Origin of the sequence: Seohaeicola nanhaiensis (assembly GCF_042654245.1) — a bacterium.
Taxonomy (GTDB): Bacteria; Pseudomonadota; Alphaproteobacteria; order Rhodobacterales; family Rhodobacteraceae; genus Seohaeicola_A; species Seohaeicola_A nanhaiensis.
In genome coordinates, this window is record NZ_JBHSGI010000004.1 from 1 (window position 1) to 12,291 (window position 12,291).

Genomic DNA, 12,291 nt, shown 5'->3' on the forward strand with positions numbered 1-12,291 from the left:
ACGGGAACCGGTCGATCCGAAACGGCCCCGGCATCGGCGACCGTTCGTCGAAGACGATGTTTTCCTCACACCACCGGGTGATGTCCGGCTTTGGCGGCGGCGCCATCGCCTCGGCGATCGCCAGCGCGACGACGCGTTCCGCCGAGGTCAGGAAGCCCATGTCGCGGTCAGGCGAATCCGGCGGCCATCAAAGCCGACCTGCACGCGGCGTCCGTCATGGCCTTTCGGGCGGCAGAAGCGGCGGATGGAAGTTCTCGCCCAACAATGGGTTTCTCGCCATTCAACAGCGGCTCCAGGTGATGGAGCTTCACACCGAAGTCCGGATGTCCCTTCCAGCAGTCCGAAACGCGCTCATACCAATACCAGCTCCCACTTCCCTGCTGCTGAAGCCAGACAGCGTTTTCATGCGGCTTCGTCTGATTTTTGATGCGCCGCCAGTGGCCACGACACCAGTGCAACGGCATGCGGTCACCCGTCGCATCTCCTCCATGTGCGGACTCTGCCACAGAGCCCGGTCGCCAACTTACCCTCGTCCATCCCGCCGACGGCCGGTTCATGGCGCGCTCAAACCGGCGGCGGACTGATCCTGATCCCTGCTGCGACCCTTTTCGGATCAGCCTCGGCTCATTGAGCAGCGACAAAATAAAAGCCATCTTCCAAACCGTTTGCCCGAGACGAATTGTTTTGTCGTCGCTGGTGTCAGCCACCTTGACCGAACTAAAGCTTTCCCCTGCCCGAAAACAGCCGATGAAAGACCGGCAACCCCTTTTAAAGTGGTTAACCTCAACGCCATTTTTCTGGGTAATTCGGATCGGCCACACCCCCAAGCTGCCGGTGGCGAATTCAGTAACAAGTATGACCTCTTCTGCCGGCGGGGTCGCCAAAACGGGAAAATACCAGTCCGATCCGTCCGGCATACCTTTGCCCGCGACCGACAGAGCGAGCTGTTCAGCCGCCGCGACAATTTCCTTTGAGACAAGAATTGTCTGCGCTGAACGATGGAAAAAGCCAATCCAGGCAGAGCCCGGGAACCGCGCCTTGTGCGCCAAATACTCTTCGAATGCGGCTGGATGCATGCCAACACCTCCCTCAGATATCCGCGACGCGTTCTTCGGCTGTCAGTTGCGCGGCGTCGCCCAGCTCGGTCAGCTTTTCGGTGCGCACCTTCCGATGATCCCGCCAGGTCTCGATCATGATCTGCCGGGCGGTGCGGTAATCTACCCCCATGCGGTCGGCGATCTTGCGCGCCGCATCCCGCAGCACTGTCTCGAACTCGGCAACTTCCTGCCCGATCAGCTGCGCGACCTGCCGGTGAACGGCCGAGGCCAAGACAACCGTGCCCTCCGCCTCGGCGTTCGCCCGACGCAGCCTGCGGGCCTCTTCTTCGACTTTCTGGATCCGGGCCAGCTCATACCGGCCCGGGTCGGTTGATGGAAGCAGATCGCTCTTGCGCTCCTCGCGCGCCGGCGGCGCGTCATCGTCGCTATCTTCATCGATCGACGATTGCAGTGCGGCGATACGCTGTTTGGTTTCGGCCCCGTTCCCCAGCAACTGGCCGGGGTCCAGCTTCCGGTTCAGCGCTTGGGCGCAAGCCTTAAGGTCAAACCGCCGGGCCCGGCCCTCGCCAGAATAGCAGCCGTCGAGCCGACCATCTGCGACAAGCTGGCTGATCCGTCCGCGCGTCAGGTTCAGCTTTGCCGCCATCTCGCTTGCGGTCAGTCCCGACATCGCCATTCAGCCCTTGTTTACCCTCAACGTTTGTTTAGGCCCCGCCTTGTTTAGGCTTTCCCGAATGTTTAGCGCCACGAAACCCACGCGCTCAGCGCCACCGTATACAAAACCCGGCCGGAAGGACCCGAGGGGGTGGGGGTGGTCGCCGATGGGTCGGGGTGGCCCTCCGCCCCGCCGCTGCAGAGGGCCGTTGTGCTCGCGCCTGTCGGCGGGCGCGCTCCAGGTATTCGAATGATGGCGGGCGGGACTTGCTGCCACTTGCCCCGCCGCACCACAGGTCCGAGCCACCGATGGGGTGTCTGCTCGCCCGGCTTGATGGAAGATGGTTGCCGGGGCGGGGATTGAACCCGCGACCTCCAGCTTATGAGGCTGGCGAGCTACCGCTGCTCTACCCGGACAGAAGGCCGCGTCGCGCGGCACGTAACCAAATGAAAACGCCCGGCCGGGATGATCCCGCCGGGCGTAATGAAGGCCTGCATGTTCGGGCGTTTGGAACCCGAAGTCGCCGCCCACCCGCCGGGGCGCTGCTGCGTCTGACGCAGGGGCTGGCCGGCATGAGGCTCTTGGGATGCGAAACTAGGCGAGCGATTCGCAGCTTGTCAAGGTGTCTTCTGAACGGCGGTCAAACTGGTCTGCTCGGCCTCCACGACGATCTCATGCCCGAAGAGGTGCAGCTTGACCTTAGCGCCACCGTGCGCATTCAGTTCCTCGACCCGGCCTTGTTGGCCCTCGAACATGCCAGCGTCGAACATCGCGCCACCACCGATCCGTAGCAACGGGTTGCACCGTCGAGCTGCCTCAGCTGCCTCGTCCAGGCTGCGCATGGCGTGCAACGCGCGCAGGTCTGTCGGCTTCACCACACCCCATCTGATCCCGTAAACGGTATCGGAACAGAGCGCCCCAATCACGAATGGCGAAGTCACAACGAGATGCTCAACCGGATCGCCAGGGAAGCGCGCAAAGACATATCCGGGCAGGTATCGCGTCTTGCGCACCTCTTCCACGCCGTAGCGGACGACCCGCCGTTTAAGCACCGGGTGGAAGGCATATACACCCCGCCGCTTGAGCCAGGCCTCGGCTTGATCCTCGCGCTGAGGCGGGACGCGCAGCGCATACCAGCGCATGACGCTCGGTCGGAATATGACCCGATTTCCGGTGTCCGGCCCGTTGCAATAGCGGGCTTCCAGATCCGACACGAGATCGGCGTCGAAGGCCTTTGCGGCGGGCAGTTTTGCCATCATGCCTGCACCTGCCCCACCAGAGCCTCGACCCGCGCAAAGGTGCGCTCATACCAATCGATCCACGCCGCCTCATCGCCGCGCAGCGGGATTTCGCGCCGGCGACGATCGAGGATCAGCTCCCGGCGTTCATGGTGTTCACGGGCCCGCACAGCCACCAGCTCCTTGTCGCGCGGCGTCACCGGCGGCCGCTTTTTGGTCTCCCAGAACTGGAATTCGGCCACCAGTCGCCCGGCCGCCAGCGCCTCGCGCCCTGCCGCCGAGGCGAACCAGCGGAGCAGCTCCGGCACCTCCTCGAGCGGGCGCGGATGAAACGCCTCGGCCAGGCCGATGATTGTGACATAGGCCGGCCAGAAACACCGTGCGCTGCCCTCGCCCTTGGTCAGCAGCGCCGACTTCAGCACGGTCAGAGCATCGTCGCCGAGATAGGCCAGCCCATCCGCCAGCCGCGTCAGCGCCCGCTTGGCCTCATCCTCGCTGGTCGCCTTCGGAAAGCGAAACCCGGCCTCGGTCAGCGGATCGATCAGCAGGCGGCGCACCCGGTCGCGCTTGGTTTCGTCAGCTTCTGCGCTCATTTCGGCCCCCTCTCAGCTCAAGCCGTTTCGGTGGATTTCGTCCTCGGAGATCAGCTTTTCCGAGACCAGGCACTCGCAAACCCGCTTCGGAACCTGGTCGAAATTCACGGCTCCACCGGACCGGATGTGCCGGGCAACGTCGGTTGCCATGCCCCGCTCTTCAGCCGTGAAAAACGGCCCTCGCGTGTGCGCGCGCGGGTTAGTTACTGGTTTATTACAGGTTCTCTCTCCAGCCGGCTGGAGACGGCTCACCCCTGAAATTGGAGACGGCTCACCCCCTAAATTGGAGTCGGCTCCGTCTCCAATATTTGGAGTCGGCTCTTGCCGCGTTCCGGCTCCAATATTTGGAGTCGGCTTGGCCCGATTTCCGACTCCATTTCTTGGAGACGGCTTTCGGGGTTTTCCGGCTCCAATATGTGGAGACGGCTTTTGCGGTTCGTCCAGTTCAAACCCCAGGATGTATCGGGTCGGCCGCTGCCGATGCGTATTTCCGTCGCGCTCCCGATGCCGCCGAATAATCCCCTTCGTTTCCAGCGCGTTGAGAGCGTTATTTAAAGTGCCATTTGAAACTCCGCACACCTTCAGAAGATAGGCCTGCGTAGGGAAACAGCCCTGCGACGGGTTGTGGCAATCGCACAGGTGAAACAGCACGCGAAACTCGCTGGCCCCGAGCAGGTGCGCGTCGAGATCGGCGAGCCAAGTGGTGGCGCGATGGCTCATGCCGTCACCCCACGCGGGCCACAAATGGATATCCGGGCGTATCGCCTGCTCATAGTCCCTCCTTCTTCGCCCGTCTTCGGGGCGATTGTCTTACCGAGCCGCAGCTCGTGTCAGCGGTCCGATACCGCAGCCACCCGCGCGCGCCTGTCGCGCAACCAGCCGGCCGCAAGCGTCGAATAGTAGTTGCGCCCTGCCCGGCTCAGATCGCCCAGCGGTGAGCCCTTGGGGGCATAGCGCCCCATCTGCCAGGCCAGCAGCGCCGGCGCGGCGCGATGGCCGATCGAGCGGAACTCGCGATCGCCCACCGCACGGCAGGCGTCGCTGCAATAGAGCTGCCACGGCCGACGCATATCGAAACGCGCCGAACAGCCGGGGTTCAGGCACATACCCGGCGCAATTAGCGGGTGTGCTGCCAGAGCTGTCTGCGCGACGGTCTGGAACGGCTCCGGAGAAAAATGCACTGCCAGTGCATTCGCAACTCCGACCTGTCCGGGGCGAGCGCTCATGACGCCCCCGGATCGGCCGTCTCTGGGCCGCTCAGCGCCTGTGCTGGATCCCAGACGATCTGGGTCATATCGCACACGGGAAGCCCATATCGGCGATCGAACCAGGCCTGCAGGTTCCCGAAATTGGCAAAGCCCTCGATCTGGGCCAGCGTGGTGTAATAGGCTGGGTTCGTCTTGAAGACACCATCCGCCCAGACACCCTTCGCGTGTATCTCGATCGGCACGGACCGCTCGCAGGGCACCCGCAGCAGAAGCCGCGAGCTGCGCGTGCGCAGCCCGGTGTAGAGCTGAAGCTCTTCCCCCGCCCTCGCGTGGCGACGCTTGCCGTTCGGCCGGATCGTCGAGCGCTTGAGGCCCGCCTCGATCGGGCCCGCAAATTCCGGCTGGAAGTTATAGGCGACCATCAATCGCCCTCCGCCAGATCGAGCAGTCCGCCCGCAGGCGGCAGCAAGTGATCGGGAACCGGAGGATAGTCCCCAGGCCGCGTCAGGGCGCGACGGCAGGGCGGGATGCGGACCAGCTCAGAGAAACCGGCGCTCTCGCGATAGAAGACCAGCCAGCAGTAGGCCGTCGCGCTCGAAGGCTTCTTGATCTCGACCGTGACGTCGCCTGTGACCTTGTCGACCCTCTCGTGCCGGATCGGAATATCCGGATCCAGCAGGACGCCCTGCCAGATGACCACCCGCTCCACGAACGGCAGGAACACATCCTCCGGCCGGTCGCGGAACAGGGTCTCATAGCGCTCCAGGCCTTCGACAAAGGCCACGCGAACGAAGACAGCGACACCGCGCCGGGCATATTTCAGGCCTTGTCGGATGAAGTCGTCGGCCAGGCGGAAGGGCGGATTAGTGATCACCCAATCGACGTCCGGAGCATCCTGCGACCAATCGACCAGAAAGTCTGAAACAGCGCCCTGCCCCGAATATCCGTAGTCGTGGACATCCGTCGCATGCACGCGATCGAAATATTCGCCGAGCGGCTGCGCCATATAGCCCCGGTTGCAGGCAGGCTCCCAGACTTCCTGAAGGTGCAGCAACTCGCCACGACTCCGCAGGAACTCGCAGAGCGCCCGCGTCGCCCATGGCGCGGTTGGGAAGTCGTCGAGGCTGTCGTGCGCCTCGGCACGCTGCTGCATCACGGCGCTGGAACGGTTCTGGGCCATCAGATCAGCCCATCCCGACGAGCCAGCACGCGCAGGTGCTGGACCTGGTTGTCCGTCAAGTTCAGCCGAGCGGCGATGGCGCCAGCGGTGCAGCCATTTCGGTACATCTCAACGAAGCGGGCGAGATTGTTGACGGTCTCGGCCGTGCGCGGGGGACCCGTCCGTGTCGAAAGGTCCACCATATCCGCGCGCCGCCACCGGCGCTTCACCAGATCGGCATCGGCGATCATCTGGTCGCGCAGCGCGGCCTGCGGGTCTGTATGCGTCGCCCCGGCCATCAGATCAGCCCGTTCCGACGCAGCACATAGCGCAGCCGCGCGGCCTGACTGTCGGTGATGTTCAGGCGCCGGGTGATATCGCCCCGCTTCACCCCCGCGCGCAGAAGCGAGAGGTAGGGCGCAAGATTGGCCACAGTCTCGGGCGCCTTCTGGCGCATGTGCCGGGGCGGCTTGCCGTCGACCATCTGCGCCTTGTCCCAGCGGCGCTTGATCAGCTCCGCATCGGCGATCATCTGGTCGCGCAGCGCGGCCTGCGGGTCGAGAGCGGCGGGGACTGTCATCAGATCACCCCCCTTGGTTGCCGGGCCAGCGACTGCGAAACGCTGACCCGGCCAGTAAAGCCGCGACACTGAAAATCGCGGCCCTCCTTGGCAGCGGGCTCATCGGTGTCCAAACCCCACGCTGCCGACATCGCCATTAGGAGATTGGTCCCATGGCAATTCAAACTCGCCCCGAAAAGCGGGCGCGGGACAAACCCGCGCCCGGAGTTGACAGGGAGGTGGGGGCGACATCCTGCGCGACCGCGCGCCCCCCGGTCACGGCTACCCGCGGCATCAGATGATGCCCCCGCGCGGACGTTGGAAAAGGGGCGCGGCGATGGACCACCGCGCCCAAGGTTCCCGCCCGTGCGCATAGGGGCGCACGGGTCGAGGCAGTATGTCGGGCGGGTGGCCATCACGCCGCCCCGCTCTGCAGCGCGGTCAGAACCGAGCGGGATTTCGTCAGGGCGGCAATGGCCTCCTCGATCTCGCGCTCGGCCTCCGCAATATCCTTCGGCCGCTGTGTCGTCGCCGCCAGGATCGTCGCCGCCTGCGCCTCGCCGCATTCCTTCGCCATCAGGCCGCAGCCGGAAAACAGGCTGATCACCTCGGCCACACCGCCGACCGGCTGATAAACCCCGCCGGCCAGCGCTGCGAAGAACTCGGCCAGCGGCAGCGCGCAATCCGGATCGGTCATCGCCAGCCGGGCGAGGTGGTTGACCCCGATCCCGCCGGGCCGCGCCTCATTGATCTCGGTGCCGTAGGAGACGGTGCTATTGGCGAGGCCGAGCTGCTCTGCGACAGCTTCGACCCCGCCTGCCGCCCGATAGCACCGCGCCACCGCATCCTGTATTGTTCCTGCGCGAGTCGGTCTCATGTGAAAACCCCGCTTGCCATTTCGCTTGCCGGGTCAGGGACTTGCACCCATGGTCCCGGCATGACGGTTGTGTTGTTAACGAGTGTCGGGCGGGCCACCCCTTGGAGGATACGAGGGGCGCCCGCCCTGTTCCGCCGCGCGGACGGGGGGTCTGCGGCCGGAATGGAAAGGGATTGAAGATGGCTCCGCGGCTCACGCTGGAAAAGCTGACTCGACTTAGCGTCAGGTCGCCGACTATCCTCGCAGCGTTTCGATGCGCTGCTGGAGGAGATGGCGCCATGAATTTTATGGATTGGCTTTTCGAGAAGACCCCGGACGAAACCGTACCGCCGCCACCCGTGCAGGTGCCTATCGCGGCGCTTCCTGATGGCGCGACGGACGACCGCCATCCCTTTGGGTCGCCGTCTCACACTGTGCAGCTCGACAACGTGCTTTGTGTGATCGATTATCGAGACGCGAATGCCAACGTGACACGCCGAAGAGTCACGCTGCTGTCCGTCGCCGAAGTCGGACACTGGAAATATGTGAAGGCGGTTTGTCACGAACGCCAAGCGTTCCGAACCTTCCGAGCAGATCGCATCCTTCATTTCATCGATCCGAAAACCGGCGAAGTGTCTGAGGTCGATACCTATTTCAGGGACTTCCTTGGCGTCGATCTGAACGGCCTTGCCGACCTCGCAGGCCTGTCCTTCGATCCCTTGCTCCCTGCCCGGGATGAAGCTGGAAAAATCCGCGCCGCGCTTCGACCAGATATCTCGCTTCTGGTGGCAGTGGCGCGAGCAGATGAACATCTCGACCACCGCGAGCTCGACGAAATATGCCGATACGCAGTAGAAGAAACCCGACAGCTTCAGGCTGAGACGGGGCTCAATCCGAAAATCCCGAACGATGTTATCAAGACCCTTCCCCGCGTAATCGCGGCGATGCGACCTCAGGTAAGCGCCTTGCCGAAGTATTTTCGGATCATCGCCAGTTACCAGACCGAACGAATGAACCGGTTTTTTGAGGCTCTGGAAAATGTCATCCACGCTGATGGGGTTGTTGTGCCTGCGGAGATTGAGCTTCTTCAAGGCATCGGCTTCGAGGTCTTCGAAAAGACGGAGGGCGCCGAGAAGTGACCGCAGGCGCGTCATGCCGCCTCACCCCTGCCAGAACCGGCCTGCTCTTCGGCCTGACTGACCCAGGCCGAAACCGGTACGGCGCCCCCGGTCGCATGTGCGATCTTCTCTGCCACACGCCAACTCGGACGGGCATCCCCTTTAAGCCAACGATGGACCGTTGGCTGTTTAACGCCAACCATCGCCGCGAAGGCGGCCTGAGTGAGCTCTACGGAGCGTAGATATGCGGAGAGACGCAACATGCAGCAGATATACGCAGCACGTATTTATTCAGTCAATACGTCTCGCGAATAATTATACGCGGACGGGGCTACTCCCCCAAGCCCAGCCCGCGCATAACCCGCCCATGAAACACCTCCACCGCATTCGAAAAGCTAGGGGCATGTCGCAAGACGAGCTGGCCCACAAGGTGGGTGTAAAGCAGGCGACAATTTCGAGGATTGAAAAGGGGGTGAACAACCCCTCCCTTGATGTGGCTAAGAGGATAGCTGAGGCTCTGGAAGTCAGCCCGGTCGAGCTTTTTGGTCTTCCTGAATTGGAGCAAAGGCTGCTTCAGGCGTTTCGAGAAGCATCCCCCGAACGGCAAGCCGCGCTCCTGACGCTTCTGGGCGACGATCCCAAATAGTTGATTCCAAGCATCCATACTCAAGATATTGAAGAGCGGCCCAAATCTGCCGCTTAAGCTCACTCACTATACCACCCTCCCAAAATTTGTTCCTCTTAGGTTCTATCACGGGCATCCGTCTTGGTGCGCCGGATTTTTAGTGAATATACGTTTCGCGTATTGACACAAATATACATTGAACGGATATTCCGCCCCATCGCAACCCGATGGAGGCACCCATGGCTGACCGAACGCCCACCACCGCCCAGTTCATCGCCGCCAATCCGGCCCACTACTCCGACAGACCATGGCTCTATGCCACCGCCTGGGGCATCCTGCTCGCAGCGCGCGGCCGGACGCTCAACCCCGAGACAGCAGGACCGGCCGCGCACCTGATCGCGCGCCCTGACCTTTCGGACCGCATCCGCGCCCACGCCAGCAGCATCGGCTGGCCCGAGCGCCGCACACTGCGCTGCCCCGGTGCGCGGACATGAGCGCGCCGAAGGATCGCGGGACAATCAGGGTTCCGCTGGGCGCTTCCAATTACAGCCCCGAGACGGCCAAGAAGCGATATCGGATCGAACGCTTGGAGGGCGATATCCTCAACGTGTTCCAGCGCCTCGAAGACCTCGAAAAGGACATGGCCCACGCGCAGACCCTTCTGCACCAGCGCGACAACGACGGCGCAGAGGACGAGCCGGGCGACATCGATCGGCTGATCGCTAGGCATGGGATAAATACCATCCTTCGCCGCTACGTGGACAGGAACTGCGACCCTGGGAAAATTCAGGTGTTCGCCGTCACGCCGGCCTTCAACCGGGTCGATCACTCCGAGGAGGTCGCGTTTTGAGCGTGCAGGAAGAGCGCATCAGGGCGTCCGAACGGTTTGCGGAGCTAGATGCAGTCAGGGCGCGAGCACAATACAGTTTTCGGGTCTCTGCCCTTCTCGTCTTTTTGGTCTTCGCTTTCATGTGCTTCATTTACGGCAGCATGAAATGGCGCTGGCACTATGAGGCCATGACCGCCTGCGTTCAGGCCGGCGGATCGTGGGTGCCGGGGTATGCAATGGACGCCGGCTGCTCCCTTGGCGGAAAGGCGGTCGACCAATGACCGCCCTCCCCCTGTCGTCGCACATGAACCGCCAGCGCGCCGAGCTCGCCGCCGCGCTGGAACTGGCGCCGACCAGCCTCCGCATCGAGATCATGCGCGCCGCCATTGTCCTCTACGGCGGCACCACGACCCCGCTGCGCGACAACACCGATGGCGGGCTGACCTTCCCCAACTTCACCGTGCTGGGCGTCACCGGCGACGGCGCGACCGAGGTCGAGGCCATCGCGGAATGGACCAAGGCCGCGACCCGCATGACCCTTGCCGCGGAAGAAGAGGTGGCAGCATGACAGACGCTCAGATCGCCATGGTTGTGGTGACCTCGCTGGCCGTCGCAGTCTCGGCCTTCGGCATCCGCCAGGCCATATCTGACGCCGAGGACGCACGAGACTACGGCTTCACCGCCCCCGCCCGCCGCTGGCACGCGCCAGTGTGGATCGTCACGGCGGGACTGATGATCGCCCTGCCACTGGTGTTCTGGCTGGAGCGGGCAGCATGACCTCCACCCCGTTCGGCGCCCCGCGCGCCGCCCCGCCAGCGCCGCATGCCACCACTCACGAAAGACCGGCGGCGCTGGCGCAGGGGGCCGCGGGCACCCAGCAGCAACCAATCCCTGAAAGGACAACCGATGGCCAACGACGCTCCCTTTGAAATTCGATCACTCGACCAACTGGTCGCGCTGCTCGATGGCGGGAACTTCCTGACGGAGGTGATGACGGCAAATGCCTCCCTGCAGACCACGCTTCTGGACTTTCGCGCCGACCATGGCGGCAAGCCCAAGGGCTCGCTGACACTCAAGCTCAGCTACCAGCTGAACAAATCCGGCGATGTCACCATCAGCGGCGAATACGAGGTCAAGCGTCCGAAGGTGCCGCCGGCGGCAGGCGTCGCCTACGTGGGCGAAGACGGCCAGCTGACGCTGCACTCGCCCATGCTCACGCGAATGACCATCCGCGATGCGACCGCGCCCGAGCGCGCGGTGCGCCCCGCCGCCGAGTAACCAAACCGCAACATAAAGAGGGAAGACCCCAAATGAACGATCACGAGCAGACCCCCGAGAACGTCGCGCAGACGATGCGCGATGTGATGAAAACCATGGGCGATGTAGAGCTGCGGGCCGTTCCCGCAGTCGGTGAGAATGAAGCGCTTCTGATGCTGGCCTCGATACCTCAGGGCCGGACAGTCCAGGACTTCACCGACAAGCTCCGCGCGGCCGAGCAGCTGTTCAAACCGCATCGGCGCACCGGCACCGCCAAGCACAAGACGCTGGAAAGCCTCATCGATTGGGCGAACCGGTTCAAGAGCGGGAACAGCGTCATCTACGCCAACCCCGATCCCGCCAACCCGAGCCTGACCTGCATCGCGAACTATCACGCCGAAGGTGGCGCCAGCGAAACCGGCCCCGACGCCACCGCCCGGCATCTGGATCACGTCGGCCGCTATGACTTCCCGCTGTCGCGCGAATGGAAAGCCTGGCAGGCAATCACGAAGGAGGCGATTACAAAGGACCGCTTCTGCGAGTTCATCGAGGCGAACGCCAAAGACCTGATCGACCCGACGCCCGCCCTGCTGCAGCAGGACAAGGTCAAGCCGACCGAGGAATGGGAAAAACGGCTGATCGCCGTCGCGGCCAAGATCATGGGCCGGTTCGGCCAGGTCCGTCAGCTGATCGAGCTGGGCCGACAATTCCAGGTCCACGAGAACAGCTCGCTGGAAGTCTCGCGGGATCCGGACAGCGGTGCATCGCGCTTCCAGTTCACCGCCGAGCATCAGGACGCGGCAGGCCGGCCGCTCAGCATTCCGAACCTGTTCCTGATCGCCATCCCGATCTTCCAGGGCGGCGATCTCTACCGGCTGCCCTTGCGCTTCAGCTACCGCAAGTCCGGCGCCGAGCTGAAGTTCATCTTGAACCTCTATGACGCCGAAACCGCCTTCGAGACCGCCTGCGACGAGGCGGCACAGAAGGCCGCAGAGGAAACCGGTCTCCCGCTGTTCATCGGCGAGCCCGAGGTGCGCCGCAACCAGTAACCCCCGGATGCGCGACGCGGTGTCGCGCGCCCCTCGCCGCGGGCATGTCGCCCAAACCCTGCCGGGGCGGCGAGGGGACCATACCCC

General features: G+C 63.6%; 21 protein-coding genes and 1 tRNA gene. 9 read left to right on the plus strand and 13 right to left on the minus strand.

Annotated elements, in window-relative coordinates:
- Window positions 1-167: 167 nt before the first annotated feature.
- From ACFO5X_RS06270 to ACFO5X_RS06325, 12 genes are all read right to left on the minus strand, one after another.
- On the minus strand, window positions 168-1,076 hold the full coding sequence (locus ACFO5X_RS06270; RefSeq protein ID WP_380716422.1) for a hypothetical protein: 909 nt from the start codon (window positions 1,074-1,076) through the stop codon (window positions 168-170).
- A 13-nt stretch (window positions 1,077-1,089) separates the two neighbouring features.
- Window positions 1,090-1,734, minus strand: a complete 645-nt coding sequence (locus tag ACFO5X_RS06275) for a hypothetical protein (RefSeq protein WP_380716423.1) — start codon at window positions 1,732-1,734, stop codon at window positions 1,090-1,092.
- A 320-nt stretch (window positions 1,735-2,054) separates the two neighbouring features.
- Window positions 2,055-2,130: transfer RNA gene (locus ACFO5X_RS06280), tRNA-Met, on the minus strand.
- A gap of 200 nt (window positions 2,131-2,330) precedes the next feature.
- On the minus strand, window positions 2,331-2,972 hold the full coding sequence (nusG, locus tag ACFO5X_RS06285) for a transcription termination/antitermination protein NusG (protein WP_380716424.1): 642 nt from the start codon (window positions 2,970-2,972) through the stop codon (window positions 2,331-2,333).
- Window positions 2,969-3,544 carry a hypothetical protein gene (locus ACFO5X_RS06290; RefSeq protein ID WP_380716425.1) on the minus strand — a complete coding sequence of 192 codons (576 nt, stop codon included), beginning with the start codon at window positions 3,542-3,544 and terminating at the stop codon, window positions 2,969-2,971. The genes nusG and ACFO5X_RS06290 overlap by 4 nt, the downstream gene beginning before the upstream one ends.
- A gap of 12 nt (window positions 3,545-3,556) precedes the next feature.
- Entirely contained in the window at window positions 3,557-4,264 is a 708-nt protein-coding gene (locus ACFO5X_RS06295) for a helix-turn-helix domain-containing protein (protein ID WP_380716426.1), read from the minus strand.
- Window positions 4,265-4,374: 110 nt separating this feature from the next.
- Complete coding sequence (locus ACFO5X_RS06300) at window positions 4,375-4,614, minus strand: hypothetical protein (protein ID WP_380716427.1); 240 nt, start codon at window positions 4,612-4,614, stop codon at window positions 4,375-4,377.
- Window positions 4,615-4,766: 152 nt separating this feature from the next.
- Window positions 4,767-5,174 carry a hypothetical protein gene (locus ACFO5X_RS06305; protein WP_380716428.1) on the minus strand — a complete coding sequence of 136 codons (408 nt, stop codon included), beginning with the start codon at window positions 5,172-5,174 and terminating at the stop codon, window positions 4,767-4,769.
- Window positions 5,174-5,932, minus strand: a complete 759-nt coding sequence (locus ACFO5X_RS06310) for a hypothetical protein (RefSeq protein ID WP_380716429.1) — start codon at window positions 5,930-5,932, stop codon at window positions 5,174-5,176. The genes ACFO5X_RS06305 and ACFO5X_RS06310 overlap by 1 nt, the downstream gene beginning before the upstream one ends.
- Window positions 5,932-6,210: a hypothetical protein gene (locus ACFO5X_RS06315; protein ID WP_380716430.1), complete on the minus strand. Its 279-nt coding sequence runs from the start codon at window positions 6,208-6,210 to the stop codon at window positions 5,932-5,934. The genes ACFO5X_RS06310 and ACFO5X_RS06315 overlap by 1 nt, the downstream gene beginning before the upstream one ends.
- Window positions 6,210-6,491, minus strand: a complete 282-nt coding sequence (locus ACFO5X_RS06320) for a hypothetical protein (RefSeq protein ID WP_380716431.1) — start codon at window positions 6,489-6,491, stop codon at window positions 6,210-6,212. The genes ACFO5X_RS06315 and ACFO5X_RS06320 overlap by 1 nt, the downstream gene beginning before the upstream one ends.
- 394 nt (window positions 6,492-6,885) lie before the next feature.
- Complete coding sequence (locus ACFO5X_RS06325) at window positions 6,886-7,347, minus strand: hypothetical protein (RefSeq protein WP_380716432.1); 462 nt, start codon at window positions 7,345-7,347, stop codon at window positions 6,886-6,888.
- Between the two features lie 278 nt (window positions 7,348-7,625).
- On the opposite strand from ACFO5X_RS06325, the gene ACFO5X_RS06330 reads away from it, so the two are divergent.
- A complete protein-coding gene (locus ACFO5X_RS06330) occupies window positions 7,626-8,465 on the plus strand; it encodes a WYL domain-containing protein (protein WP_380716433.1) in 840 nt (279 codons plus the stop codon).
- Between the two features lie 11 nt (window positions 8,466-8,476).
- On the opposite strand, the gene ACFO5X_RS06335 is transcribed toward ACFO5X_RS06330, so the two are convergent.
- On the minus strand, window positions 8,477-8,707 hold the full coding sequence (locus ACFO5X_RS06335; protein ID WP_380716434.1) for a helix-turn-helix transcriptional regulator: 231 nt from the start codon (window positions 8,705-8,707) through the stop codon (window positions 8,477-8,479).
- A gap of 104 nt (window positions 8,708-8,811) precedes the next feature.
- Between ACFO5X_RS06335 and ACFO5X_RS06340 the strand changes: the two genes are divergently transcribed.
- From ACFO5X_RS06340 to ACFO5X_RS06375, 8 genes are all read left to right on the plus strand, one after another.
- On the plus strand, window positions 8,812-9,090 hold the full coding sequence (locus ACFO5X_RS06340) for a helix-turn-helix transcriptional regulator (protein ID WP_380716435.1): 279 nt from the start codon (window positions 8,812-8,814) through the stop codon (window positions 9,088-9,090).
- A 218-nt stretch (window positions 9,091-9,308) separates the two neighbouring features.
- On the plus strand, window positions 9,309-9,563 hold the full coding sequence (locus ACFO5X_RS06345) for a hypothetical protein (RefSeq protein WP_380716436.1): 255 nt from the start codon (window positions 9,309-9,311) through the stop codon (window positions 9,561-9,563).
- The gene (locus ACFO5X_RS06350; RefSeq protein WP_380716437.1) at window positions 9,560-9,919 is read left to right on the plus strand and encodes a hypothetical protein; all 360 of its coding nucleotides are present in this window, start codon (window positions 9,560-9,562) and stop codon (window positions 9,917-9,919) included. Before ACFO5X_RS06345 ends, ACFO5X_RS06350 begins: the two co-directional genes overlap by 4 nt.
- On the plus strand, window positions 9,916-10,179 hold the full coding sequence (locus ACFO5X_RS06355; RefSeq protein WP_380716438.1) for a hypothetical protein: 264 nt from the start codon (window positions 9,916-9,918) through the stop codon (window positions 10,177-10,179). The genes ACFO5X_RS06350 and ACFO5X_RS06355 overlap by 4 nt, the downstream gene beginning before the upstream one ends.
- Entirely contained in the window at window positions 10,176-10,466 is a 291-nt protein-coding gene (locus ACFO5X_RS06360; protein WP_380716439.1) for a hypothetical protein, read from the plus strand. Before ACFO5X_RS06355 ends, ACFO5X_RS06360 begins: the two co-directional genes overlap by 4 nt.
- Window positions 10,463-10,675: a hypothetical protein gene (locus ACFO5X_RS06365; RefSeq protein WP_380716440.1), complete on the plus strand. Its 213-nt coding sequence runs from the start codon at window positions 10,463-10,465 to the stop codon at window positions 10,673-10,675. The genes ACFO5X_RS06360 and ACFO5X_RS06365 overlap by 4 nt, the downstream gene beginning before the upstream one ends.
- A gap of 129 nt (window positions 10,676-10,804) precedes the next feature.
- Window positions 10,805-11,176, plus strand: a complete 372-nt coding sequence (locus ACFO5X_RS06370) for a hypothetical protein (protein ID WP_380716441.1) — start codon at window positions 10,805-10,807, stop codon at window positions 11,174-11,176.
- Between the two features lie 32 nt (window positions 11,177-11,208).
- On the plus strand, window positions 11,209-12,204 hold the full coding sequence (locus tag ACFO5X_RS06375) for a DUF2303 family protein (protein WP_380716442.1): 996 nt from the start codon (window positions 11,209-11,211) through the stop codon (window positions 12,202-12,204).
- Window positions 12,205-12,291 lie beyond the last annotated feature (87 nt).